The 24,745-nt window shown below is 72.0% G+C and carries 23 protein-coding genes; 17 read left to right on the top strand and 6 right to left on the bottom strand.

Annotated elements, in window-relative coordinates; all coding sequences use genetic code 11:
- Position 1: 1 nt before the first annotated feature.
- Positions 2–562, bottom strand: coding sequence for a TetR/AcrR family transcriptional regulator (locus tag Pflav_RS15160; protein WP_173036751.1), 561 nt, complete (start codon positions 560–562; stop codon positions 2–4).
- A gap of 92 nt (positions 563–654) precedes the next feature.
- On the opposite strand from Pflav_RS15160, the gene Pflav_RS15155 reads away from it, so the two are divergent.
- Positions 655–1,041: a nuclear transport factor 2 family protein gene (locus tag Pflav_RS15155; RefSeq protein WP_173036750.1), complete on the top strand. Its 387-nt coding sequence runs from the start codon at positions 655–657 to the stop codon at positions 1,039–1,041.
- 5 nt (positions 1,042–1,046) lie between these two features.
- On the opposite strand, the gene Pflav_RS15150 is transcribed toward Pflav_RS15155, so the two are convergent.
- Positions 1,047–2,813 carry an ABC transporter ATP-binding protein gene (locus tag Pflav_RS15150; RefSeq protein WP_232071434.1) on the bottom strand — a complete coding sequence of 589 codons (1,767 nt, stop codon included), beginning with the start codon at positions 2,811–2,813 and terminating at the stop codon, positions 1,047–1,049.
- A 184-nt stretch (positions 2,814–2,997) separates the two neighbouring features.
- A complete protein-coding gene (locus Pflav_RS15145) occupies positions 2,998–3,792 on the bottom strand; it encodes an MBL fold metallo-hydrolase (protein ID WP_173036749.1) in 795 nt (264 codons plus the stop codon).
- A gap of 86 nt (positions 3,793–3,878) precedes the next feature.
- Between Pflav_RS15145 and Pflav_RS15140 the strand changes: the two genes are divergently transcribed.
- From Pflav_RS15140 to Pflav_RS15125, 4 genes are all read left to right on the top strand, one after another.
- On the top strand, positions 3,879–4,721 hold the full coding sequence (locus Pflav_RS15140) for an HTD2 family dehydratase (protein WP_173036748.1): 843 nt from the start codon (positions 3,879–3,881) through the stop codon (positions 4,719–4,721).
- Between the two features lie 126 nt (positions 4,722–4,847).
- Positions 4,848–5,855 (top strand): alpha-ketoacid dehydrogenase subunit beta, encoded by a 1,008-nt coding sequence (locus Pflav_RS15135; protein ID WP_197938529.1) that lies wholly within the window; start codon positions 4,848–4,850, stop codon positions 5,853–5,855.
- The gene (locus Pflav_RS15130) at positions 5,852–6,682 is read left to right on the top strand and encodes a thiamine pyrophosphate-dependent dehydrogenase E1 component subunit alpha (protein WP_173036746.1); all 831 of its coding nucleotides are present in this window, start codon (positions 5,852–5,854) and stop codon (positions 6,680–6,682) included. The genes Pflav_RS15135 and Pflav_RS15130 overlap by 4 nt, the downstream gene beginning before the upstream one ends.
- Positions 6,683–6,845: 163 nt before the next feature.
- Positions 6,846–7,085, top strand: a complete 240-nt coding sequence (locus Pflav_RS15125) for a biotin/lipoyl-containing protein (RefSeq protein WP_173036745.1) — start codon at positions 6,846–6,848, stop codon at positions 7,083–7,085.
- A 221-nt stretch (positions 7,086–7,306) separates the two neighbouring features.
- Here the strand turns inward: Pflav_RS15125 and Pflav_RS47435 are convergent, their stop codons facing one another.
- On the bottom strand, positions 7,307–7,435 hold the full coding sequence (locus Pflav_RS47435; RefSeq protein WP_269474655.1) for a hypothetical protein: 129 nt from the start codon (positions 7,433–7,435) through the stop codon (positions 7,307–7,309).
- A 65-nt stretch (positions 7,436–7,500) separates the two neighbouring features.
- On the opposite strand from Pflav_RS47435, the gene Pflav_RS45565 reads away from it, so the two are divergent.
- From Pflav_RS45565 to Pflav_RS15105, 4 genes are read left to right on the top strand one after another with little or no spacing between them, the layout of a single operon-like run.
- A complete protein-coding gene (locus tag Pflav_RS45565) occupies positions 7,501–7,983 on the top strand; it encodes an amidohydrolase family protein (protein WP_269474621.1) in 483 nt (160 codons plus the stop codon).
- Positions 7,980–9,104 (top strand): mandelate racemase/muconate lactonizing enzyme family protein, encoded by a 1,125-nt coding sequence (locus Pflav_RS15115; protein WP_173036743.1) that lies wholly within the window; start codon positions 7,980–7,982, stop codon positions 9,102–9,104. The genes Pflav_RS45565 and Pflav_RS15115 overlap by 4 nt, the downstream gene beginning before the upstream one ends.
- Positions 9,101–10,255 (top strand): MmgE/PrpD family protein, encoded by a 1,155-nt coding sequence (locus tag Pflav_RS15110; RefSeq protein WP_173036742.1) that lies wholly within the window; start codon positions 9,101–9,103, stop codon positions 10,253–10,255. Before Pflav_RS15115 ends, Pflav_RS15110 begins: the two co-directional genes overlap by 4 nt.
- A 58-nt stretch (positions 10,256–10,313) precedes the next feature.
- Positions 10,314–11,567 (top strand): HNH endonuclease signature motif containing protein, encoded by a 1,254-nt coding sequence (locus Pflav_RS15105; protein ID WP_173036741.1) that lies wholly within the window; start codon positions 10,314–10,316, stop codon positions 11,565–11,567.
- A 115-nt stretch (positions 11,568–11,682) separates the two neighbouring features.
- On the opposite strand, the gene Pflav_RS15100 is transcribed toward Pflav_RS15105, so the two are convergent.
- Both Pflav_RS15100 and Pflav_RS15095 read right to left on the bottom strand, forming a co-directional pair.
- A complete protein-coding gene (locus Pflav_RS15100) occupies positions 11,683–12,753 on the bottom strand; it encodes a Gfo/Idh/MocA family protein (protein WP_173036740.1) in 1,071 nt (356 codons plus the stop codon).
- Positions 12,750–13,958: a CaiB/BaiF CoA transferase family protein gene (locus tag Pflav_RS15095; protein WP_173036739.1), complete on the bottom strand. Its 1,209-nt coding sequence runs from the start codon at positions 13,956–13,958 to the stop codon at positions 12,750–12,752. The genes Pflav_RS15100 and Pflav_RS15095 overlap by 4 nt, the downstream gene beginning before the upstream one ends.
- 88 nt (positions 13,959–14,046) lie before the next feature.
- Between Pflav_RS15095 and Pflav_RS15090 the strand changes: the two genes are divergently transcribed.
- From Pflav_RS15090 to Pflav_RS15055, 8 genes are all read left to right on the top strand, one after another.
- Complete coding sequence (locus Pflav_RS15090) at positions 14,047–15,162, top strand: mandelate racemase/muconate lactonizing enzyme family protein (protein WP_173036738.1); 1,116 nt, start codon at positions 14,047–14,049, stop codon at positions 15,160–15,162.
- Between the two features lie 51 nt (positions 15,163–15,213).
- The gene (locus tag Pflav_RS15085) at positions 15,214–16,287 is read left to right on the top strand and encodes a LacI family DNA-binding transcriptional regulator (protein WP_173036737.1); all 1,074 of its coding nucleotides are present in this window, start codon (positions 15,214–15,216) and stop codon (positions 16,285–16,287) included.
- A 34-nt stretch (positions 16,288–16,321) separates the two neighbouring features.
- Entirely contained in the window at positions 16,322–17,077 is a 756-nt protein-coding gene (locus Pflav_RS15080) for an SDR family NAD(P)-dependent oxidoreductase (protein ID WP_173036736.1), read from the top strand.
- A 315-nt stretch (positions 17,078–17,392) separates the two neighbouring features.
- The gene (locus tag Pflav_RS15075) at positions 17,393–18,703 is read left to right on the top strand and encodes an ABC transporter substrate-binding protein (RefSeq protein ID WP_173036735.1); all 1,311 of its coding nucleotides are present in this window, start codon (positions 17,393–17,395) and stop codon (positions 18,701–18,703) included.
- Positions 18,700–19,668 carry a carbohydrate ABC transporter permease gene (locus Pflav_RS15070; protein ID WP_173036734.1) on the top strand — a complete coding sequence of 323 codons (969 nt, stop codon included), beginning with the start codon at positions 18,700–18,702 and terminating at the stop codon, positions 19,666–19,668. The genes Pflav_RS15075 and Pflav_RS15070 overlap by 4 nt, the downstream gene beginning before the upstream one ends.
- Positions 19,665–20,498, top strand: coding sequence for a carbohydrate ABC transporter permease (locus Pflav_RS15065; RefSeq protein WP_173036733.1), 834 nt, complete (start codon positions 19,665–19,667; stop codon positions 20,496–20,498). The genes Pflav_RS15070 and Pflav_RS15065 overlap by 4 nt, the downstream gene beginning before the upstream one ends.
- A gap of 124 nt (positions 20,499–20,622) precedes the next feature.
- Positions 20,623–22,083, top strand: a complete 1,461-nt coding sequence (locus Pflav_RS15060) for an apiosidase-like domain-containing protein (protein ID WP_173036732.1) — start codon at positions 20,623–20,625, stop codon at positions 22,081–22,083.
- Positions 22,084–22,108: 25 nt separating this feature from the next.
- A complete protein-coding gene (locus Pflav_RS15055) occupies positions 22,109–24,667 on the top strand; it encodes a hypothetical protein (RefSeq protein ID WP_173036731.1) in 2,559 nt (852 codons plus the stop codon).
- The last annotated feature ends 78 nt before the right edge of the window (positions 24,668–24,745 follow it).

Raw genomic sequence — 24,745 nt, 5'->3', positions numbered from 1 at the left:
GTTAGCCGAGGATGTGTTGGACGAGCTCGCGTGCGTCGCGGGCCGGGCGGCTGGTGGGTCGGGCCGCGCCGGTGGCGAGGGTGCCTTCGACGAGGAGCATGAGCTGGTCCGTGACGTGCGCCGGGTGAGGCAGGTCCAGCCGCTCCACCTCGTGTGCGAGGAGTTCGTGCAGCGCTTGCCGGTACTGCCGGGTGACGGCGTGCGCGGGGTGGGCCTGGTCGGCGAGGGCGAGGTCGGCGCCGAGGTAGCGGCAGCCGCGGAAGTCCGGCGCGCTGACGACCTGGTCGAGCATGTCGAAGACGGCCAGCAGCCGCTGGCGTGGATCGTCGCCGGCTGCGGCGATCGCCGACCGGTACCGCTCCAGGTCCTCGGCCGCGGCTCGGCGCAGGACCTCGGCGATCAGGCCGTCTTTGCCGCCGAAGTGTTCGTACAGCGAGCGGCGGGCCACGTTAGCCGCGCTCAGCAGCGCGTCGACCCCGACGTTGACGCCCTGCTGGTAGCTCAGCTCCTGCGCTGCGGCGAGTAGGCGCTCGCGCGGGCCTGGCTGGGTTCGTGTGCCCACGGGCCCAGCTTGCCATGCCGTTGACGAGTAGAACAACCGGTCGATATATTCGCCGGGTAGACCGAACGTTCTACTGGAAGGAGGTCGGCCGTATGTCCGACACCAGCGAGGTCATCCGGCGGTTCAACGATGCTTTTCTTCGGCACGACCCAGACCAGCTCGACGAGCTGGTGGGCGAGGAGTGCGTGATGGAGGCGATCCAGCCGGCCCCGGACGGGGCGCGCTACGAGGGGCGTGCCGCGTGCCTGACGTTCTGGCGGGCGCTGGCCGGCGACCACGCCACCCAGTTCGAGCCCGAGGAGATCGCGGTGGCCGGCGACCGGGCGAGCATCCGGTGGCGCTACCGGTACGGGACCGGCGCCGCTGACTACGTGCGCGGCGTCAACCTCATGCGGGTCCGCGACGGCAAGATCGTCGAAGCGCTCGGCTACAGCAAGACACCGGCGGTGCCGCTAGCCGCTGATACGTCAGGCCGCTAGGGCCGTTACGGGGTAGCGGCGAGGAACTGGGTCGCGGCCAGTTCGGCGTAGAGGGCGTCGGCCGAGACGAGCTCCGCGTGCGTGCCGATCGCGCGGACCTCGCCGGCGTCCATCACGATGATGCGATCGGCCATCGTCACCGTCGACAGCCGGTGCGCGACGACCAGCACCGTCGTGGTGTGCGCGACGTCGGCGACGGTGTCGCGCAGCGCCGCCTCGTTGACCGCGTCGAGCTGCGAGGTCGCCTCGTCGAGCAGGAGCAGCCGGGGCTGCCGCAGCAGCGCCCGGGCGATCGCGACCCGCTGCCGCTCGCCGCCGGAGAGCTTGGTACCTCGGTGCCCGACCTGGGTGTCGAGCCCCTCCGGCAGCCCCGCCACGAGGCGTTCCAGCCGGGCGGTGCGCAGCACCTCGACGAGTTCGTCCTCGCTGGCCCACTGCGCGCCGAGCAGCAGGTTTTCCCGCAGCGAGCCGGACAGCACCGGCGCGTCCTGCTCGACGTACCCGATGGTGGCCCGCAGCCCCGCGACCGGCCAGTCGCGTACGTCGACGCCGTCGACGAGCACCTGGCCGCCGCTGGGTTCGTAGAACCGCTCGATGAGCGAGAGGACGGTGGTCTTGCCTGCGCCGGACGGCCCGACGAACGCGGTCATGCCGCCCGCCGGGACGTGGAAGCTCACGCCTCGGTGTACCTCGGGCAGCTCGGTCCGGTACTGGAACCGGACGTCGGCGAACGTGACGGTCGCCGGGGCGGCGCCGGCGGTGGGCGGCTCGGCCGGCGGGCTGGGCGGCTCGACGGGCATGGCGTGCGCCTGCTGGATGCGGGCCACCGCGGCGGAGCCGACCTGGTACTGCGTGATCGCCGCGACGAGCTGGTTGACCGGGGCCATCAGGTAGAAGACGTACAGCAGGAACGCGATGAGCGTGCCGATGTCGATCGTGCCGGAGGCCACTCGCGCGCCGCCCGTGCCGAGTACCGCCAGGAACGCCACCTGCGCGGCCAGCCCAGCGGTGTTGCCGGCCACCGCGCTCCACTTGGCCGCGCGCACGCTGGCCTGCCACGCCTGGCTGGCGGCCTCGACGGCGCGGCGCTGCTCGTGCTCCTCGGCGCCGGACGCCTTGACCGTGCGGAAGGCGCCGAACATCCGCTCCAGCGCGGCGCCGATCACGCCGACCGACTCCTGCGCCCGGCGGGCCGCCCGGTTGATCCGCGGTACGACGAGGCCGATCACGACGCCCGCGGCGAGCAGTGCGCCGAGCGTCACGCCGAGCAGCACCAGGTCGAGCAGGGCCATCATCACCACGGTCGCCACGAGCGTGATCAAGCTGGTGGCGCCGCCGACGAGGGAGTTGGTGGTCACCTCGCGCAGCAGCGTGGTGTCGGCGGTCACGCGCGACATCAGGTCACCCGGCTCGGTGCTCTCCACCACGCCGAGGCGCAGCCGCAGCAGCCGCGCCACAAGCCCGCGCCGGGCGGTGAGGACCACGGACTCGGCGGTGCGCCGCAGCACGTACGTGCCGAGCGCGCCGATCGCCGCGTTGGCCACCACGAGCACGGTCATCAACGCCAGCAAGGCCGCGACCGGACGCCCGTCGGTCAGGTCGTCGATCAGCTCGCGGACCACCAGCGGCAGGGCCAGCCCGGTCGCCGCGGTCACCAGGCTGAGCAGGCCGCCAACCACCAGCGCCAGGACGTGCGGGCGGATGAACGAGACCATGACCCGCCAGGGCGGCACATCGGGTCGCACGGGGGCCTCGAGAGTCGCGTCGTCCACCAGCTACACGGTACTGCTAGGGCCTGTTTCAAAAACCTTGCCGGGCTGCGCCGGGCCCAGACGACGACCGGCGGCGCCGGTCGTAAGGCCGCATACAACACCGGTATGCGACCTTGCGCCCGACTTGCCGGATCGCCGCCTGGATCCCGGCTCGCCTCGACAAATCTTTTGAAACAGGCCCTAGTCAGCGGGCCGGCTGTGCGGCGGCGAGTTTCGCCAGTGCCTCGGCCGTCCCGCTGGTCAGGGGAGCGCCGTGCCCGGGCAGGATGACGCGTACGTCCAATGCCGCCAGCTTGCGCACGGACGCCGCCGCCTGGGTCATGTCGGCGGTGTACTGCGGGTCCGGGCCGACCAGCCCGTCGGTGGTGCGGAGCGCGTCGCCGGCCACCAGGACGCCGGTCGAGGGATCGAACACCGCGATGTGTCCGGCGGTGTGCCCGGGCGTGCCGATGACCTGAAGGCCGAATATCTCGTCGCCGTCGTTGACCGGCTTCAGCGGCGTCGGCGAGCTGATCGCGTCCACATCGGCGGCGCCGCCGTACAGCGAACCGGCGGTGACCTTCGGCGCTACCTCGGTCACGCCGCCGGCGTGGTCCTGGTGCTGGTGGGTGAGGATGACGTGCCGGACGGTGTCCCAGCCGGCGCCGGCGGCCTTGAGCCCGGCCTCGATCGACGCGCCCGAGCCTGGGGTGCCCAGGTCGACGACGGCCGCTTCACCGCCGCGGATCAGCAGGTAGGCCGAGACGAACGACAGGTCGACCCGCTGCCAGCCGCCGGCTATCGCGTCGCCGGACCCGCTCGCCGGCGAGCTGGCGTCCGGCGTGCCACCGTCCGGTGTGGAGGTGTCGGAGCCGGAGGTGTCCGGCGATGTCGTGCAGCCGGCGATCGTGCTCACGACCGAGATCCCGAGCACGCCGGCACCGGCGCTGAGCAGCAGTCGCCTGCGCGTGAGGCTATGGATAGGTCTGAAATCGTTCATTCCCTATGTCTACACCGCGGCGGGCGCCAGCCGACATCCACTGACCTGCTGGTGGCTGCGGCGCGTGGCGTGGTTTCATGCCGATCATGACAACGCAGCCAGTGGCCGGTCGGGTGGTGCGCGAAGAGGTCATCGCGCCCGAGCCCGCGGAGGCCCTCGCCAACCTGCTCGACACCGATGTCCCGGTGGCTGTGCTGCCGCCGATGTGGCACTGGGTGTACCTGCTGGAACGCCGCCCCTCGGCCGACCTCGGCCCGGACGGGCATCCCACCTCCGGTGTACCCGCGCCGCCCGGTCCCGGTCTCAAGCGCATGTTCGCCGGCGGCAGGGTGACCACCACGCACCCGCTACGTATCGGTGAGCCGGCGACCCGAGTGTCCTGGGTGAGCCGGACCAGCGAGAAGGTGGGGCGCAGCGGCCCTCTCACCTTCCTGACGCTGCGCACCGAGATCAGCCAGGGCGGGCAGGTCGCGATCGTCGAGGAGAGCGATCTGGTGTACCGCGCGGCGGGCGCCACCTCGCCGCCGGGCGGCGCACCCGTGGCGGAGCCGGCAGCCGGGCCGCGGCTGCGGTTGGCCGTCGACGAGGCGTTCCTGTTCCGCTTCTCGGCGTTGACGTACAACGCACACCGCATCCACTACGACCTGGGCTGGGCGCGCGCGGAGGGCTACGCGGGACTCGTGGTGCACGGCCCGCTCCAGGCGCTGATGATGGCCGAGTTCGCCGGCCGGTACGGCGCTGGCCTGGTCGGGCGGACATTTGGGTACCGGCTTGTCGCGCCGATGGTGGGCACGCAGACGCTGACGGTGCTGCCCGGACCCGAGGGTGCGGTGGCCGGCGCGCGAGTGGTGGACACCGCGGGCCGGCTCACGGCGCAAAGCGATGTCTCGTCCGGAAACGTTACCGGGAATCCGTCGCACCACGCCTAGCCAGACGCCTTCCAGGGCGCTCGTATCTCGCTCGGACGCTTGACTGCGCGGCCGTGGTCGGGTCAGGATTAGAAACGTTTCCAGCCGAGAAGGCGCAGGCCGGAGGGGACAGGTCGGATGGTACGGATGCGGGTACGGCAAGCGATCGCGGCGGCATTGGCCGACGCGATGCGCGAGGACGGTTCGGTGATGCTGTTCGGAGAGGACGTGGCGGCCGCCGAGGGCCCGTTCAAGACCTCCGAGGGGCTGCTGGCCGAGTTCGGGCCGCTGCGGGTACGGGATACCCCGATATCCGAGATGGGATTCGTCGGCGCCGCGGTCGGCGCCGCCACGGTGGGCATGCGACCGGTGGTCGAGATCATGTTCATGGAGTTCCTCGGCGTCGCGCTCGACCAGCTCGTGACCGAGGCGGCCAAGTTCCGCTACCTCAGCAACGGCCGGGTCAGCGTGCCGCTGGTCGTGCGCGCCAGCACGGGCTCCGGCCTCGGCTTCGGCACCCAGCACAGCCAGACGCTGGAAAACTGGCTCACCGCCACGCCCGGCCTCAAGGTCGCCGCGCCAAGCGACGCGCAGACGGCGTACGGGCTGCTCCGCGCGGCCATCCGGGACCCCGACCCGGTCGTGATCCTGGAGCCACGGGTGCTCTACGCCGAGCGCGGCGAGTGCGTCACCGGCGACGAGGGCGTCGTACCGCTGGGCGCCGCCCGCGTGGTCCGCGAGGGCGACGCGGTGACCGTCGTCGCGCTCGGGCAGACGGTCCGCGCCGCCCTGAGCGCGGCCGAGCGGCTCGGCACCGGCGTCGAGGTGATCGACCTCTCCACGCTCGTGCCCTGGGACCGCGACACCGTGCTCGCCTCGGTGGCCAAGACCGGCCGCCTCGTCGTGGTCGAGGAGGCGCCAGCCAGCGGTGGCTGGGGCAGCGAGGTCGTGTCGGCGGTGACCACGGCGGCGTTCCGGGCGCTACAGGCTCCGCCGTTCCGGGTAACGGCACCGGACGTGCCGGTGCCCTACAACAAGGGGCTGGAGGGTCGCTTCAGCCCTTCGGCGGACGAGATCGAGTACCAGCTGAAGACCTATCTGGACACCGGCGAGGTGCCGGATCCGTGGTGGCTGCGTGAAGGGGTAACGGCATGACGCTGGTGCGTTCGGACGACCCGGTGCGGCGGCGGGAGGCGCTGCGTGACCCGGTTGCCCGCTACGAGCGGATGTACGAGATCCGCCGCTTCGAGGACCGGGTCAACGACCTGTTCGCGCGCGGCGCCATCCACGGCACCACCCACCTGTGCGCCGGCCAGGAGGCGCTTGACGTCAGCCTGGCGCTGGAGCTGCGCCCCACCGACACGGTCAGCGCGACATATCGGGGGCACGGCATCGCGCTCGCGCTCGGCATGACGGTGCACTCGGTGCTGGCCGAGATCATGGGCAAGGCCGACGGGTGTACCGGTGGCGTGGGCGGCTCGATGCATCTGTCCGACCCGGACGTCGGCCTGCTGCCCACGTTCGCGATCGTCGGTGCCGGCCTGCCGGTGGCCGCCGGGGTGGCGCTGGCCTACCAGACGCGCGGCGAGGACAGCGTCGCGGTCTGCGTCTTCGGCGACGGCGCGGCCAACATCGGCGCGTTCCACGAGGCGCTCAACCTCGCCGCGGTGTGGAAGCTGCCGGTGGTCTTCATCTGCGACAACAACGTCTACGCCGAGTACAGCCGGATCGACGTCACCACCCCGCTGAGCGACCTGTACCGCCGGGCCGGCTCCTACGACATCCCCGGCGTGCCGGTCGACGGCATGGACGTCGGCGCGACGCGGGCGGTGCTCGCCGAGGCGGTCGCGCGGGCCCGCGCCGGTGACGGACCGACGCTGGTGGAGGCCAAGACGTACCGCTTCGCCGGGCACTCCCGCGCCGACCAGGCCACCTACCGCCCGCGGGTGAGCTGGAGCTGTGGCGCGAGCGCGACCCGCTGACGCTGGCCCGGGCCGAGCTGCTGGCCACCGGCGCGGCTTCGGAGGACGACCTGACCGCGCTGGAGAAGGCGGTCCGCGAGGACCTCGACGCGGTCGCCGACGCCGTGGCCGCACTGCCCGAACCGGAGACTGCCGCCATGTTCCGCAACGTGTGGGCCGCCGCATGAAGATGACCGTCAAACTGCCCCGGGTGGCGGAGACCGTCGACGAGGTAGTGATCATCGAATGGGCGGCGCACGTCGGCGCCACCGTGGCGGCCGGTGACCCGTTGGTGAAGGTGGAGACCGACAAAGCCGTCGTGGAGATTCCGTCTCCGGTGGCGGGCGTCGTGCGGGAACATCTTGTCAAGGAGGACGACGAGGTGCGGACCGGGCAGCCGATCGTGGTCATCGAGGCGGGCTGAGGGAGGTAGCGCAAGTGCTGTCCATTGTCGACACCCACGTGCACTTCTGGAACCACAAGCATCCGGAGCTGCGCTGGGACTGGCTGGCGCCGGATGCCGTACACCCGATCCTCGGTGACATCGACGGCATCAAGAGCGAGGCGTTCGAGGCACGCCACCTTTGGGCGGAGGCACGGTTCGCCGGCGTCACGCACTTCGTGCACGTACAGGCGGCGATCGGCTCACCCGACCCGGTGACCGAGACCGTCTGGCTGACCGAGATGGCCGCCCAGCACTCCGGGATCCCGCACGCGATCGTCGGCCACGCCGACCTCGGCCTCGACGGCGCGCGGGCCCAGCTCGAAGGGCACCTGGAGTCCCCACTCTTCAAGGGCGTACGCGACTTCGCCGCCGAGCCGACGCTGGCCGCGGGGAGCTGCCCGCCGCGTACGAGCGGTCGCTGCGCTTCCTGGCCGCCAACGACCTCGTGTTCGACCTCGACTGCGAGTACCCCAACATGGCCGCGGCCGGTGCGCTCGCCGCCCGCCACCCCGACCTGCGGATCGTGCTGCAGCACATCGGTTTCCCCCGGCGGCGCGACGCGGACTACTTCGCGGCGTGGCGCACCGCGCTCACCGAGCTTGGCAAGCACCCCAACGTGTTCTGCAAGATATCCGGCCTGGCGATGACCGACCCGCTCTTCAGCCGTGAGTCGCTGCGGCCGTGGGCTGAGCACTGCCTGGAGAGCTTCGGCCCGCGGCGGTGCGTAATCGGCTCCAACTGGCCGGTGGACCGGCTCTACAGCTCGTATGACTCCATCATGGACTGTTACCGCGACTACGTGTCCACATTGTCCGAGGACGAGCAGCGGGCGGTGCTCTCCGGCAACGCGCTCGACCTCTACCGGATCGCGCCGTGAACGTCACCTCGGTCGAGCCGATCCCGGTCGCCTACCCGGAGCCCAACGACTTCGGCGCGACCCGCTACCTGTGCCTAGTGAAGGTGACGACCGACGAGGGCGCGGTCGGCTGGGGTGAAGCCATCACCCAGTTTCCGGACGCCAACCACGCCGTCGCCCGGCTCGTCGAGGGCATGGCGGAGGCGGTCGTCGGCCGCGACCCGGTGCACACCGAGGCGATCTGGCGCGCGCTCAAAGACCGGGCCTGGTGGTACGGGTACGGCGGCGGCCTGGCCTCCTACGCGATCGCCGCCCTCGACATCGCGCTGTGGGACCTGAAGGGGCAGGCGCTCGGGCGCAGCGTGCTCGACCTGCTCGGCGGCCCGGTGCACGAGCGGCTGCCGGCCATCGCCTCCGCACACGCCCACCACGAGTCGATCCCCGAGATGGTGGACGAGACGGTTGGCTGGCTCTCCACGGGCCTGCGAGGGGTCAAGGTGGGCTTCGGCAAGCGCGGCAACGCCCGCCTCGGCTACGAGCACGACCGCGACGTCGAGTACGTCCGCGCCATGCGTGAAGCGATCGGCCCGGACCGCGCGCTGATGATCGACCTCGGCATCGCCATCAAGTGGGACGTGGCCACCGCCGTGCGCCGGGTCCGCGCCTTCGAGGAGCACCGCATCGACTGGATCGAGGAGCCGCTCGGCGCCTGGGATCCGGAAGGTTACGCGACGCTGCGGGCCAAGACCCAGACCTCCATCGCGTACGGCGAGAAGGAGTGGACCCTCGAAGGCTTCGAACGCGTGCTCGCGACCGGCACCTGCGACGTGCTCGGCGTCGACCCCGCCCGGGCCGAGGGGATCACCGGGTTCAAGAAGGTGGTCGACCGGGTGGAGGCGTACCGCCGGCAGGCCAACGCGCACGCCTGGTCGTCGGCGATCACGACCGCGGCCAGCCTCGCCATCTCGTTCAGCACGCCGGCCTGCAAGGTCTTCGAGCTCAAGCCGCTGCCCAACCCGATGCAGAACGACCTCGTGTCCGAGCCCTTCGGACACGTCGACGGCTGGGTGCTGCCGCCGGTCGCGCGTCCCGGGCTGGGCATAACGGTCGACGAGAGCGTCGTGGACCGCTACCGGGCATGACCGCCGCCGAGGGCACGCTCGCCGCCATCGCCGGGTACGCGGCCACCGCACCGGTCGACCACGAGCGCGCCCGCCTGCTGCTCGCCGACCACCTGGCCTGCGTGGCGGCGGCGCAGTCGGCACCGCTCGCGCCCGCGGCCGCGCTCGCGGTACGGGCACACAGCGGCGACCGCGACGACATCTTCTGGCCGGCCCGCATCCATCCGGGTTCGGTGGTCTGGCCGGTGATCCTGGCGATGCCCGGCGGGCCCGTCGCCGAGGCCGCCGCGGCCGGCTACGAAGCGGCTGCCGTCACCGCGGCGTGGCTGGGCGAGGCGCACGCCGCCCGCTGGCACGCGACCGCCACAGCGGGACACGCCGGCGCCGCCGCGGCCGCCGCCGTGCTGCTGGCCGGTACCCGCGACCCGGACGCGATCGCCGCCGCCGTCGGCTTGGCCCTGACTACGGCCGGCGGCATTGGCCAGACCATGCGCGAACGCTCACCCGCCGCCGCCTGGCACCGCGCCGCGGCGGCCCTGGCCGGCCTGGAGGCGGCGCGGGCGGCAGCCTGGGGCCTGCGACCGCCGTCCGGTGTGTTGGACGGCCCGGCCGGCGTGGGCGCGTTACTCGGCGCGTCCGGCGTGGGCGTGCCGCTCGGCGTGGCCGGCCCACCACCGACCGCGGCGGGTGCGCTGGCGCAGACCGCCATCCGCCCCTACCCGGTCAACGGCTTCGCCCAGTCCGCCGTCGCGGCCGTCCTCGCCCTCCGCGCCAAGGTCTCCACAGTGGACCCGCTGGAGGTGTCGGTGGCGCCGCTGGTGGCCGCGACCGGCCCCACCCTTTGGTGGGACCTCGCCGCGACGGTCGCCCGCGCCTGGGTGTCACCCGACCCATTCCACCTCGTGCCCGATCGCCCACCCTTGGACGTTCGGGTACACGCCGACGAAGGACGCCCGGTCCAGTCGGTGCGCCTCTGGCCGGCCGGCCAACCGGAGGACGCGGTCGAGGTGGACGCGGCACCGGGTGGCCCAGGCCCCGAGACGGTAGCGCTCGCCGAGCGTAAGTGGGCGGCCATGCACGCCTTGGAAGTGCGGACACTGTGGACACTGGCGGCGTCCGCGGTCGACGACGGCGACGTCACGCCGTCGCTCCGAGCCCTCGGCCTCGGGTAGCCAACGTTGTCCACTGTGGACGCAGCGGGGAGCCGGTGGCTCCGCTAGAATCAGACACGTGTTCGATGCGGATGTGGTGATCGGTGAGCTGGCCCAGGTGCCCGCGGGCGCCGAGCTGGCTGCCGCGCTCGCCCGCGTCGACCGCGCCCTGCTGAATGGGTTCGAGTTGGTGGAGTTGGCCAAGGCAGCCAGCCGGCAGGTGGCCCACTACCAGGCCGAGCTGCTGGTGACCGCTCGGGAGACCGCCTACTGCCCACCCGGTGACGAGGCCAGCCCGCCGGAGCGCACCGACCGTCCGGACGAGTATGCGGCGGAGGAGATCCGGTTCGCGCTGACGCTCACCCGGCGGGCCGCCGACACCTTGCTGGGCACCGCCTACCAGCTTGTGGAGCGCATCCCGGCGGCCCTTGAGGCGTTGCGGTCCGGCAGGATCGATCTGGCCAAGGCCCGCGTCCTGGACGACGAGACCGCCGCCCTGCCGCCACACATCGCCCGGCGGATCGTCGACCTGGCCCTGCCAGCCGCCGGTGGGTTGACCACCGGTCAGCTGCGGGCCCGGCTGCGCACGCTTGTCATCACCGCCGACCCGGAGGCAGCCGCCCTGCGCCAGCGCGAGGCGCTGACCCGGCGCCGTGTCGAGCACGGCTTGGACCCGGACGGCAACGCCACGCTCGCCGGCTACCACCTGCCGCCCGACCGGGCCGCCACCGCGGCCGCCCGCATCGACGCGCTCGCCCGCGCCGCCAAGCGGGCCGGCGATGCCCGGTCGATGGACGAGCTACGCGCCGACCTGTACCTGGACATCCTCAACGGCGACCACATCCCTGACAGCCCGACACCCGGCGGCGGCGGTGTGGAGCTTGTCGTCCCGCTGTCCACGCTGATGGGGCTGTCGGAGCAGCCGGGTGAGATCAATGGCTGGGGGCCGGTGGTCGCCGAGATCGCGCGCAAGGTCGCCGACGGGCAACGGGACGGCTCATGGCGGTTCAGCGTCACCGACGGCGGCGGCGTCCTCACCGCCCACGGCTCGATGCGCCGCCGCCCGCCAGCGCGCGACGCCGCGTTCGTCAAAGCCCGAGACAAGACATGCCGGGCACCGGGTTGCCGGACGCCGGCCCACCGGGCAGACCTGGACCACACGCGAGCGTGGGAGGACGGCGGCCCCACGACGCCCGCCAACCTGGGCGTCCTATGTAGACATTGCCACGGCTACAAGCACAGCCGGGGCGTCAGCCTGGTCCAGCCCAGACCCGGCACCTTCGTCTGGCGCACCCGCCTCGGCCACACCTACACCACAGGCGGCGACGGCTGATCCCAGGCGATGGGCTAGGTCCAAAACCCAAGAGATCGAGCTACCGCGATGTCCGCGGTGGTCCGGACCGCTGCTCCCGCGGCCTCACCCTCCGCGGTCCCACGACCCGGCCCCATCAGGGGCGGTGGGCGACCGGCACCGTGCCGCCGCCGGTGGCGCTGGCGTAGAGGGCCTCCAGCACCGCGACGGTGCGGGCGCCCAGTTCGCCTGGTGAGCAGTTTTCCACGTCGCGTCCCAGGGCGAGGTCGACCAGCGTGTGCGGGGGACCGTCGCACTCGTAGCGGCCGCTGCCCTCCGTGAAGGTCAGGTCGGCGTCGCCGGTGCCGTCGCGGTAGGCGCGGAGGCGGTCGTTTTCCACGTCGAGCTGAAACTGGCCGTCGCGGCCGACCATGCGGACCTGGAGTTGGTCGCGGTAGCCCATCGCCTTCTGGTGAGCCGACGCGCCGCTGAGCGTGCCGATGCCGCCGCCTGCCAGGTGGAGCACCGCTGCGTCGTGCTGCTCGACCGTGCCGCCCAGCGGGCTGGCCACGATCGCGTCGACGGCGACGATGTCCACCTCGTGCAGCCACAGCGCGAGGCCGAGCGCGTGGGTCAGCTGGGCCTGCCCGTACCCGCCGCCGGACAGCGCGGGGTTCACCCAGGTCGCCATGTCCGGGGCAGAGAGGTCGGAGGCCCGCGCGTACGCGCCCGAGCCGGAGAGCAGCTCGCGCGTGCCCGAGGCCATGTGCACCATCAGCGACTCGACCTGTCCGATCCCGCCGAGGCCGGCGAGGTGTTCGCGGGCGGCGCGCATCATGGGGCGGTAGTTGTAGCCGTACGCGATGAGTAGATGGCGCCCGACTTGGGCGGCGGTGTCGACGAGGTCCCATGCCTGGGCGCTGGTCGCGGTGAAGGGTTTCTCCACCAGCACGTGCGCGCCCGCCTCCAGCGCGGCCTTGGCGTGCTCGTGGTGCAGAGCGGCGGGGCTGCCGACGAGCACGATGTCCGCGCCTTGGCCGAGCACCTCCCGGTAGTCCTCGCTGGCGTAGGCGAAGCCCCAGTCGTCGCGGATCCGGGCCAGCATGTCGCCGCCGAGCCGGCAGACGCCGTGGAAGTCGACGTCGTCGCGGCGCTTGGCCAGCTCCGGCAGGTGGGACGAGACCGCCCAGGAGCCGGCGCCGATGATCGAGAGCCGCAGCTTGCTCATGGTTGACCCTCCGTGGGAATGGCGCCGGCGCGCACGAGGTCGGAGATGTGATCGTCGGTGTAGCCGAGAAGATCCACAAGGACTTCGCGGGTATGTTCGCCGAGCGCCGGTCCACGTTCGCGGCGTGGGGGAGCGGCGCCGAAGCGGACCGGTGAGGCCACCTGCCCGACCGTGCCGAACGTCGGGTGCGGGGTGTGGAACACCAGGTCGCGGGCGGTCACCTGGGGGTCGGCGAGCGCGGCGGTGACGTCGTTGACCGGAGCGCAGGGCACGCCGTGGCGGGTGAGCAGCGCCAGCCACTCGGCCGTCGTGCGCCGGGCGAACTCGCCGTCGAGGATCGCGACAAGCTCGTCGCGGTGCCGCAGCCGGTCGTCGAAGGTGGCGAACCGCGGGTCGGCGGCCAGGTCCGGCCGTTCCATCGCGGCGGTCATCCGCACCCAGAACTTCTCCTTGCTGCCGCCGGCCACGATCCAGCCGTCGCCGGTGGGGAAGTTGCCGAACGGGACGATGGTCGGGTGCCCGGAGCGCGGGATGCGGTCGGGCCGGTGGCCACGGGTGAGCGTCCACGTGGCGAGGTAGTTGAGCATCGAGACGGCGGTGTCCAGCAGTGCGACGTCGGCGTCGCCGCCCACGCCGTCGCGCCGGGCCGCGTGTACCCCGATCATCAGCGACAGCGCCGCGGCGAGTCCGGTGGCGAAGTCGACGGCGGACATGCCGGTCTTGGTCGGCGGCCCGTCCGGCTCGCCGGTGACGCTCATCCAGCCGGCCAGCCCCTGCACCATGTAGTCGAAGCCGGGCTCGGCGGCGCGCGGCCCGGTGGTGCCGTATCCGGACAGCGAGCAGCAGACCACCCGCGGGTTGACGCCCTTGAGGTCCGCGTACCGGAGCCCGAGCTTGGCCGGCACGTCGCCGCGCAGGTTGTAGAAGACCGCGTCGCTGCGGGCGACCAGGTCCTCCAGCACACCTCGGCCGAGCGGGTGGGCGATGTCGAGGCTGACGCTGCGCTTGTTGCGGTTGAGCGACTCGAAGAAGAGGCTGTCGGTCCCCTCCCGGTACGGAGGCACGTAGCGGCCCACGTCCCCGAGCGGCGGCTGCTCGATCTTGATGATGTCCGCGCCGAGGTCGGCCAGGTGCATCGAGCCGTAGGGGCCGGCGCCGTACTGCTCGATGGCCACGATCCTGACGTCTGACAAGGGGAGCGACATTCCCCGCCACCTCCGCGTTGACCTCTGAATGACGTTACCGGTACCGTTTCCAGGAACGATACCCAACGTGCTGCCCCAGGAGAAGTGCATGCCGACGATCGAGGCGATCGAGACGATCCCGTTGCGGGTTCCGTTACGCCACCACTACAAGGGCAGCTACTACTCGATGCGCAACCGCTGCACGATCATCACGCGCATCCGCACCTCGGACGGCGTCGTCGGCGAGGCGTACAACGCCGACACCGACGAGGAGCAGCGCGAGGTGCTCGGCATCATCCACGACGAGATCGCCGCGCGGGTCGTCGGCCTCGACGTGCTCCAGGTCGAGAAGGTCTGGCAGGCGATGCTGCCGGTCACCCTCGACCAGCTGCGCGACCGGGCGATCCCCATGCAGGCGATCGCCTGCGTGGACAGCGCGGTGTGGGACGCGGTCGGCAAGTACGCGGGCCAGCCGCTGTGGCGGCTGTGGGGCGGATTCCGGGACCGCATCCCCATGATCGGGATCGGCGGGTACTACGGGTCCAGCGCCGCCGACCTGGAGCGGGAGCTGGAGTTCTTCAAGGCCGAGCACGGGATGGTCGGCATGAAGTTCAAGATCGGTGCCAAGCCGCCCGCCGAGGACGCCGACCGGCTGCGCCAGGCCCGCAAGATCGTCGGGGACGACTTCCTGTTCGTCGTGGACGCCAACCAGGGGTACACGGTGAGCGAGGCGCTGGAGTTCCTCCGCCTGCTCGGCGACGACGTGCGGCTGCGCTGGTTCGAGGAGCCCACCCGCTGGCACGCCGACTGGCGCGGCCTGCGGGACGTGCGCCAGCGCGGCAACGTCAACGTGGCCGCCGGCCAGAGCGAGATCTCGCGGGTGGGCATGCGGGAGATCTTCGTGAACGGCGCGGTCGACGTCTGCAACTACGACGCCTCGTGGGGCGGCGGGCCCACCGAGTGGCGGCGGGTGGCCGCGCTCGCGCTGGCGTTCGAGGTGGAGCTCGGCCACCACGAGGAGGGGCAGATCGCGTCGCACCTGCTCGCCTCGGTGCCCAACGGCACGTTCGTGGAGGCGTTCTCGCCGACCCGCGACCCGATCTTCTGGTCACTGCTGGCAAACCGGCCGGCGCTGGTCAACGGCGAGCTGCCCCTGCCGCAGGCCCCGGGCTTCGGCTGGGAGCTCGACGAGGACTTCATCCGAGCGCACCGCGTCGACGGGTGACCTGGTTTACTGCCCGTGACGAGCGGGACCAAATGGAGCTGGAGGACGTCGATGGCAAGGTCCGACTCGGAGGGTACCGGCGCGACGATCCGCGACGTGGCCGTCCAGGCGGGTGTGGCGCTGTCGAGCGTTTCCCGGGTGCTCACCGGCCACCCGGACGTCTCGCCGGCGATGCGGGCCAAAGTGGAGGCGGCGGTGGCCGAGCTCGGCTACGAGCCCGACCTTCTGGCCCAGTCGCTGCGCAGCGGCTCGACCAAGACGATCGGGTTCGTGCTGCGGGACATCTCCAACCCGCTGTTCGCCAACATCGCTCGCGCGACCGAGCAGGCGCTGCGCCGCTCCGGCTTCTCGATGCTGATCACCAGCTCGGACGGGCACCTGGACGTCGAGGCCCGCAATCTGGCGCTGTTGCGCCGGCGCCGGGTCGACGGCGTGATCGTCTCGCTCGTGTCGGAGGAGGAGGAAAGCACCCGGGCCGCGCTCGCCGCGATCAACGGGCCGGTGGTCCTGCTCGACCGCGAGGTGGCTGGCCTGGGCGCGGCGGCGGTGCTCTGCGACCACTACTCCGGGGTGTACCGGGCGACCAGCGAGCTGCTGGCCCGCGGCCACGAGCGGATCGGGCTGGTCACCGGCGCGCTGACCGTGCGCTCCTCGCGGGAGCGGCTGCGCGGCTACGAGGCCGCCTTCGCGGCGGCCGGCGTGCCGGTGGACCGCAGCCTGTTGGCGATGGGCAGCTTCGAAGCCGACTTCGCCAAGGCCGAGGTCATCCGGCTGTTCTCCCAACGCGACGAGCCCACCGCGATGATCACCGGCGGTATCGCGTCGGCCGCCGGCGCGTTGCAGGGCCTGCGCCAGCTGCGGCGGGCGATCGGCACCGACGTGGCGCTGGTGACCCTCGACGAGTGGCCGATGTTCGACGTGCTCGCGCCCGACCTCGCCTCGGTGTCGCGGGACTCCGGGGAGATGGGCACCGCCGCCGCCCGGCTGATGCTCGACATGCTCAACGGGGCCGAGCCCCGCACGGTCATCATCGACACCCATTTCACGCCGCGCGACAGCGTCGGCCCGGTCCGCCGGGTCAGCCCCGCGCCGCGCAAGGCGGCCCGCAAGCGCGCCCTGAAGTGACACACGGCCCCCTGGGGTGCCGGAGGTGGGAGCAATGACGAACACGCTTGCCGGTACCGCTGTGGTGGTCACCGGCGCGACCGGGGGCATCGGCGCCGCTGTCGCCCGCCTGGTCGCCACCGAGGGGGCCGTGGTGCACGCGGTCGACCTCGATCCGGCACGGCTCGACGCGCTCGTGGCCGGCCTGCCCGGCGAGGGACACCGGGCCGTGCCGGCTGACCTGCGCGACCTGCGGTCGCACGAGACCCTGCTGGACGGGGTACGCGCGGCGGGGCGCCCGCTGACCGGGCTGGCCCACCTGGCGGCGGTGCTGCGCCGGCGGCACCGCCTCGAGGACGTGACCGAGGAGGACTGGGACCTCCAGATCGACACCAACCTCAAGGCCACGTTCTTCCTCAACCGCGCGGTCGGGCTCTACCTGGCCGGGCAGGGGCAGGGCGGTTCGATCGTCAACCTCTCCTCGCAGGGCTGGTGGACCGGCGGGCTGGGCGGCTCGGTGGTCTACAACGCGGCCAAGGGCGCGGTCGTCTCGATGACCCGCGGCCTGGCCCGTACGCTCGCCGCCGACCGGGTGCGGGTCAACGCCGTCGCGCCCGGGTTCATCGACACGGCCATGATGCGCGGTGGCCTCTCCGACGAGCAGCTGGCGGCCTCGGTCGCCCAGGTGCCGCTGGGCCGGCTGGGCACGCCGGAGGAGGTCGCCGACGCGGTGGTCTACCTGCTGCGGCCCGGCGCCGCGTATGTCACCGGAGCGACGATCAACGTCTCCGGTGGCCAGCTCATGTATTGATCTACATCCTGGAATCGACTCCATGCTAGAACGGGCGCTGTCGCCGGTCGGGTGACGGCGGTCCGGCGGATCATGCTGGAGCGCGTTTTCCCTGGGAATAACGATTCTGGAAACGTTGCCAGAAGCGTTGACAAACGATTCCAGCCGGCGTTAGCGTCCCGCTAACAAGCTCGAAACATCTCCCTGGCAGGTGACAGTGGGCACGCAGATATCCCCGACCCCCGGGACCACTCCCAGTCTTTTCTCCCGCCGTACCGTGCTGCGCGCCTCGCTGCTCGGTGCCGGCGCGCTGACTACCGCCCCGCTGCTGGCGGCGTGCGGCTCCGACGACGGCGGCACCGCCGCCCCGCGCTCGGCCCCTCACTGGTCAAGCCGAGCGGCACGGTGACCCTGACGCTCTGGTCCTGGGCCTGGCCCGAGGAGCCCGCGGCCGGCCAGCTCAAGGCCGCGTTCGAGAAGGCGGTCCCCGAGGTCAAGCTCGAGGTCAAGAAGTTCCCGTTCCCCGACTACGAGACCGCGCTGCGCACCGCCGTCCCCAACGGGACCTCCGGCGACGTGCTGCACCTTCAGACCGGCTCGATGATCCGGCAGTACGCGCAGTTCCTCTCCCCGGTGGAGGACCTGGCCAAGCAGGCGTACGGCGACGACTGGGAGACCCAGTTCCTGGACGGCTCGGTCAAGGAGATCCGGGACAGCGTGCCGCAGGGCCAGCCGCTTGTCGCGATGCCCCAGCAGTACTCGATCGGCGGCGTGCTGTGGGTCAACCGGGCCGTGCTCGCCAAGGCCGGCGGTCAGGTGCCGACCTCGCACGAGGAGTTCGTGCGGATCTCCCGGGACCTGCGCGGCCAGGGCCTGGTCGGCGCGACCTGGGGTGCCAAGGACAACTGGCCCAACACCGACTTCCTCGTGCAGTTCGCCAGCCAGTTCAAGCCGGGCATCGTCGCCGCGGCCGAGGGCGGCCAGGCGAGCTTCACCGACGACGCGATCGTGGCCGGCCTCGAGTACCTCAAGCGCACGCTCACCGACGAGCTGTGGAACAAGGCACCGTTCGCCACCCCGGCCTTCCCGGACGCGTACGACCTGTTCTTCAACGGCAAGGCGGCCGCCGCCTCGATCGGCACCTGGGGCACCGCGTCGCTGTTCGCCGCCCCCAACCGGCTCACCGACTGGGCGGCCTGCCTCTGGCCGAAGCTGCCGGACGCGCCGGACGACAACTGGCTCGGCTCCAGCGTCTCCGGGCTGCCGCAGGCCTCCAGCACCTCGGCCGTGCGACCCTGGCGCACTGTCAACGTCGCCTCGGCCATGCGTGGCGACCTTTCGCCCGACAAGCAGTGGGCGGCGTGGAAGTTCGTCGAGTGGTCCTGCGGCGAGGAGGGCCAGAAGGCCGGATCGGCGACGTACACCCCGGCCCGCAAGGGCATCCGCCCCGACGGTCTCAACGCCGAGTGGGAAAAGATCTACGACTGGCACAACGAGCTCGGCAAGGGCGCCGAGCGCCGCGAGTTCGACTACATCGAGACCCGCAAGGCGATCGAGACCGCGATCGCGGAGGTCTGCGTCAACAACGCCGACCCCAAGGCCGAGCTCCAGCGGGTGGACGCCGCCGCGGCGCGCGCACGGAAGTGACGGCGGCCGTGCGGCTGGAGACACGAGCGGACGAGCAGCCGGTGGTCGACACCCCGACCACCGGCGGCACCCGTACGGCACAGCGCAGGCGGCGCCGGCCCTCCCCGGGCTGGCTCTACGTCGCACCCGCCCTCGCGGTCTTCGCCGTCTTCGTCGCCTACCCGATCTTCGCCACCGTCCGGTCCAGCTTCTACGACTACGACGGCATCTCGCCGATCCGCGAGTGGGTGGGGCTGGACAACTACAGCGAGATGCTCGGCGGTCTCGACCCGTACTTCTGGAAGGCGGTCACCAACACTCTGCTGTGGACGGTGGTGACCGTACCCGTGCAACTGCTTATCGGACTCGGCCTCGCCGTGCTGCTCGACGGCGCGCTGCGCGGCAGGGTGGTGTACCGGACGGTGTTCTTCATGCCGGCCGTGCTCTCCTCGGCGGTCATCGCGTTCGCCTGGGGTTGGATCTTCAACCCCGACGAGGGCGTGGCCACCCGGGTCATCCGGGCCACCGGCGGCAGCGGGCAGGCCTGGCTCGCCGACCCGGGCACCGCGATCTGGGCCGCCTTCGGCGTGAGCGCCTGGCGGTACTCGGGGCTGTTCATGCTCTTCTACCTCGCGGCGATCCAGATGATCCCGCGTGACCTGTACGAGTCGGCGAAGATCGACGGCGCCTCGTGGTGGCAGCGCGTGCGCCGGATCACCGTGCCGCAGGTACGGCCGATGACCGTGCTGCTGACCCTGTTCGGCGTGATCGGCGCGTTCCGGGAGTTCGAGGTGGTCTACATCCTGACCCGCGGCGGCCCCGCGCACGCTACCGACCTGCTGTCCATCCAGATCTTCGATCAGGCATTCGACCTGTCGCGGCCGGGGTACGCCGCGGCCATCGCGACGGCGCTGCTGGCGCTCACCGCGATCTGCGCGATCGTGCTGCTGCGCCTGATCAGCTGGGCCAACCGGAGTGTCGAATGAGCCGTACGACGAGCCGCGTGGCCAGCGACCGGCTGGCGTGGTCGCACCTGGCGCTGCTGCCGCTGGCGATCCTTTGGCTGCTGCCGATCGCGCTGCTGCTCAACGGCGCGCTGCGGACCAGCACCGCCGACATCTTCAGCCTCTCGCCGTCCGGGCTGACTCTGGAAAACCTGATCGCGGTATGGCGCGAGACCGACCTGCTGCGCATGTTCGTCAACAGCACCGTCGTCACGATCGCGTCGGTCGTGGCCGTCGTCGTGCTCGGCTCGCTGGCCGGCTTCGGGCTGGCCTTCTACAGGTTTCGCGGCTCCGGGATCGTGCTTCTGATCCTGCTCTCCGGCATCATGCTCGCCCCCGCCGCGATCATCGTCCCGCTGTACGAGCTGATCCTCGACCTCGGCATGCTCAACACGTATGGCGCGCTCGTCGGCCCGTACACCGCGCTGGGCCTGGCCGCGTCGGTGCTGCTCTACCGCAACGCCTTCCTGGCCCTGCCGAACGAGCTGCGCGAGGCCGCCAGCCTCGACGGCGCCGGGAGCTTCCGCATCTACCTGCGCATGTACCTGCCGCTGGCCCGCACAGCCACCGTCACGATCGCGATCCTCCAGGCCCTCGCGTCCTGGAACGACTACATCCTCGCGCTGCTGTTCATGACGGACGGCAAACACGAGACGGTACAGCTCGCCTTCATCGCGTTCCAGGGGCAGTACTTCTCGTCGCTGCCCAAACAGTTCGCGGTCATGGCGATCGTCATGCTTCCCGTGCTGATCATCTTCCTCGTCGCGCAACGCGCCTTCGTCAGCGGCCTCTCGGCCGGCGCCATCAAATAGGAGAGCGGAAGACCACTGTGGACTTGAACGCCCTCGCCGTCGTGCAGGCGCTGGGCGGCGGAGCCGACCCGCCGCCGATCCCGGCGCCTGCCGCGTCACCACCCCCGACGGCACCAGCCTCCACGTGCCGGCGTTCGTCGGCGCCGACGGCCGGCTGCGCGCCCGCGTACGGCACACCGCGCCCGGCGCCTACGAGTTCGCCTTCGACGGCGGGACGGTCGTCACCGTCGAGGCACCCGACCCGCCGCCGGCACGCCGCGATCTGACCGTACGGCCGGGCGAGCGGGTGTTGCGCGACGAGGCCGGCGAGCCGTTCCTCTGGGTCGCCGACACCTGGTGGTACGCGTTCAGCGAGCGCGCCTCCGACGCGGACTTCGCCGAGCTTGTAGAGCTGCGCCGCGCCCAGGGCTTCACGGTGGTACAGCTCGTCGCCGGCCTGTACCCGGAGACCACCGCCTTCACCCCGCAGGCCGCGACCGCCGGCCGGTGGTCCTGGACCCCCGACCTGGGCCATCCCGATCCACTGTGGTGGGACGCGGCGGAGGAGCGGCTGGCGACGATGGTCGCGGCCGGTCTCACCCCGGCCGTCGTCGGCGCCTGGAGCTATTACCTACTCGACTTCGGCGACGAGCGCATCCGGCGGCACTGGCGCGAGGTCGTCGCCCGCTGGGCCGCCCTGCCGGTCGTCTGGTGCGTCTGCGGCGAGGTCGGCCTGCCCCACTACGACGAGCTGACCGCCGAGGATCTGCCCGACCGGGTCGCGGACCTCGTCGCCCGCTGGTCCGCGATCGGTGCCGAGCTGCGCGAAATCGACCCGTACCACCGGCCCGTCACCTACCACCCGTGCCCGGCGTTCCGCCACCACACCACCCTCGACGCGGTGGGCGACAAGGCCCAGGTCGACCTGGTGTGGATGCAGACCGGCCACGCCGACCGCGGCTCGGTGGCGCAGTCACTGCGCGCCCTCGACCGGGCCTACGATGCCGAGCCGCCGCTGCCGGTCGTCAACTCCGAGGTCTGCTACGAGGGGATCGCGGCCGGTTCGTCGGCCACGCTCCAGCGCATGCTCTTCTGGTCGCACATGCTCGGCGGCGCGGCCGGCCACACGTACGGCGCGCAGGGCATCTGGGCGTTCGCCCGGGGCCGGGCCGAAGACCCCGGCGACGTGTGGGGCACGATCGACTGGCAGGAGGCGGCCCGCCTGGCCGGCGCGGCACAGACCGGGCTCGGCGGGCGGCTGCTGGCCGGGCTGCGCTGGTGGGAGCACCGGCCGTGGCAGAGCGGCGTGGCGCCGGCCGCGACCCGGGAGAGCCCGTTCCTGCCGTACTGCGCCGGCACCGAGACCGAGCGGGTCGCCTATGTCCCCGCGAACAGCCTGCGCGAGCCCACCATCGGCATCTCGCTCGAACTGCGCACCCTCGCGCTCCGCGAGCTCGGCGCCGGCACGTGGACCGTTGACGTGGTCAACCCGCGCACCGGCGCGGTCGCCGCCACCCACCGCGCGCGGGTGGACACCACGGGGAGTGGGAGCTGCACGGCACCCACTTCGCCACCTCCCTACCCACCTTCGAGGACTGGTTGCTGATCTGCCAAAAGGAGGGCGACGCAGCATGACGCGGCTGAGCATCGAGGAGTTGGGCTGGCGGCCGGCCGACCACCAGCCGGGCGACGGGACCACCCGGGTCACCGTCGCCGACGAGGCCGTCGAGCTGCGCTGGCCCCGGCCGGTCGTGGCCGAACCGGCGCAGCTGGCACACATCGCCGGCTGGCGCACCATCCCCGGCGGCCCGCTTTCGGAGGCAGCCGGCGACGAGGCCGGCCTGCGCGCCGGCTACCACGCCGACCTCGACGACTCCACCTGGTACGCGGCGTCCCGGATCAACGAGGTCACCTTCGGCTTCCCCACGTGGGAGGGCGAGTCCTACGGCGGCTACCTCTGGTACCGCACCCGGGCCGCGCGCCCGACGGCTGGGGGCCCGCTCGCCGTCACGCTCGGCTCGCCGCTGGAGCGCCGGCGGCTCACCTGGCGCGTCTTCGTCGACGGCGTGGAGGCGACCTCGGCGCCGCTCTCCGGTGGCGTGGTGACCGTCGACCTGCCCGCGACCGGGGACGGTGACCTGACCATCGCCGTCCAGCTCCGGGTCGAGCCGGTCTTCGCGGCGGATCAGGCGCGCGAGCGCGAGGGCTGGCGCAACGTCGACAAGTACTGCTACCAGCACGTACACGTCGCTGGCGCGTTCCGGACGCTCGACGCGGTCGAGTCCCGGACGGACGGCGGCGGGCTCGCGCTCACCTACCCGGACGGGATCACCGCCTCGGTGCGGTACGAGTCGGCCGGCGACCTGGTCCGCCAGCGGGTCACCTTCAGCGGCGACGGGCCCTGGGTCTCGCACGTGCTCCTGGCCGAGCAGGCGGCGCCCGGTGCCGAATACCACGCCGACGGCGCGTGGGCGCTGTGGGGCAAGCGGTTCCAGGCGGCGGTACACCCCGCCGCGGTCACCCACGCCGGTGAGAGCGGACCGGTCAGCGCGTACTGGCTGGGCCGGCGGATCAGCCCGGACCGGCCGGTGACCGCCCCGGACGTGGTCGTCGGCGCCGGCCCGACCGGCGACGGCGCGGCCAACGTGCGCGACCTGCTCACGCGCATCGGGCGGGAGCGGACGCCGTACCGCATCTACGACCCCTACGGCTGGTACCAGATCTCGCACGTCAACGAGCCGAAGATCGAGCTGACCGACGCGATGATGGGCGACATCGACACGGTGCTCGAACGGCTCACGAGCGCGGGGGCCACGTTCGACGCCATCTCGCTCGACTGCGGCTGGAACGACCCCGACGACCTGAGCCGCTTCAATCCCACCAACTTCGCCGACGGCCCCGCGTCCGTGCAGGCGGTGGTGAAACGGCACGACCTCGACCTGATCCTGTGGGTCTCGCCCAGCGACGGTGCCCGAGCGTTCCGCCACGAGCTGGGCATGGCCGACCCTCGGCTGGAGGCGGCGCAGGCGGCCAACGCGGCCTTCCCGTGGCGGCTCTGCCCGGCCGCCGACCCGTGGCGGGACGAGTTCCGCGAAGCGCTGCTGCGGCATGTGACCGACAACGGCGCGACCGGGTTCAAAGTGGACGGTACCGAGCTGTGGTGCGTCAACCCCGCGCACGAGCATGCGCCCGGCATCCATAGCCTCCTGGCCACCACCGAAGCGCTGATCGACACCTTCGAGGCCGTCATCGCGGCCGGGGCGCCGTTCCTGATGCTCTACTGGGGACTGCGCTCGCCGTGGTGGCTAAGGTATGGCGCAACGCTGTGGGAGCGCGACTACCTTGTCGAGGCGGCCGGGCCCTCCGGCGTACCGTCCTGGAACCTGCGGCTCGCCGTCGCGTCCTCACAGGACATCGGCCAGCAGTCGTGCTGGTCCACCATTCCCGCGCACCAGCAGGACTCGCTCGGCGTCTGGGTGAGCACCACCCTCTGGGCCAGCAAGCAGGGCGCGGCGCAGTGGGAGGACGCGCAGGTACTCGACGTCGCGCGCGGCTCGCTGCTCAACCAGCTGTGGGGCGACCTGCGGATGGCTTCGCCCGAGCGGATGGGCGCCCTCTTCGCGCTCGAGCAGGCCCGCCAGCCCGAGCTGCTCGGCGACGGCCGCCCGGTCGGCCGGGCCTGGCACGACGACGCTTACGGCTACGTGTGGTCCAGCGACACCGGCAGCTGGGTCGTGCTGTCCCGCCCCGGACCTACCGGCACCGTGGAGGTCGAGGTGCCAGCCGGCCGGCGCGGCGTGCTCGTCGACTACCTCACCGAGGGTGCCACGGCACGGGCCACGCTCGACGACGGCGTACTGCGCGTGGCACAGTCCGGCGGCAGCGTCATCGCCGTCTACCTGTCCACTGAGGACGGCGCGGCGGATGCCGGCGAGGAGCCACCGGTGCCCTCCTCCTACTCCTGGCGGCTGGTGGGGGACAGCCGGGAGGCGGCCGGCGACGGGCTGAAGCCGGCCTACCTCGGCCGCGCGCCGCAGATCGCCACCTGGATGAAGGGCGAGAAACCCGACGAGCTCACCCTGGAACGGATCGTCCCCTGTGTACCCGCCGTCGACCGCACGCTGGAGGTCGTGGAACGGCGTTGGGAAGGGAGATCGAGGTCGGGGCCGAGAGCCAGTGCGCTCTCGTGACGTCGGCGACCCGCGAGGGCGCCGCCTGGCACAACGACCGGCTGCACGAGCTGGTCACCGTGGCGCTGGAGGTGAACG

The sequence above is a fragment of the Phytohabitans flavus genome (genome assembly GCF_011764545.1).
Lineage (GTDB): Bacteria > Actinomycetota > Actinomycetes > Mycobacteriales > Micromonosporaceae > Phytohabitans > Phytohabitans flavus.
Note: the sequence above shows the minus strand (reverse complement) of the source record. Positions and strands in the feature narration are given on the sequence as shown.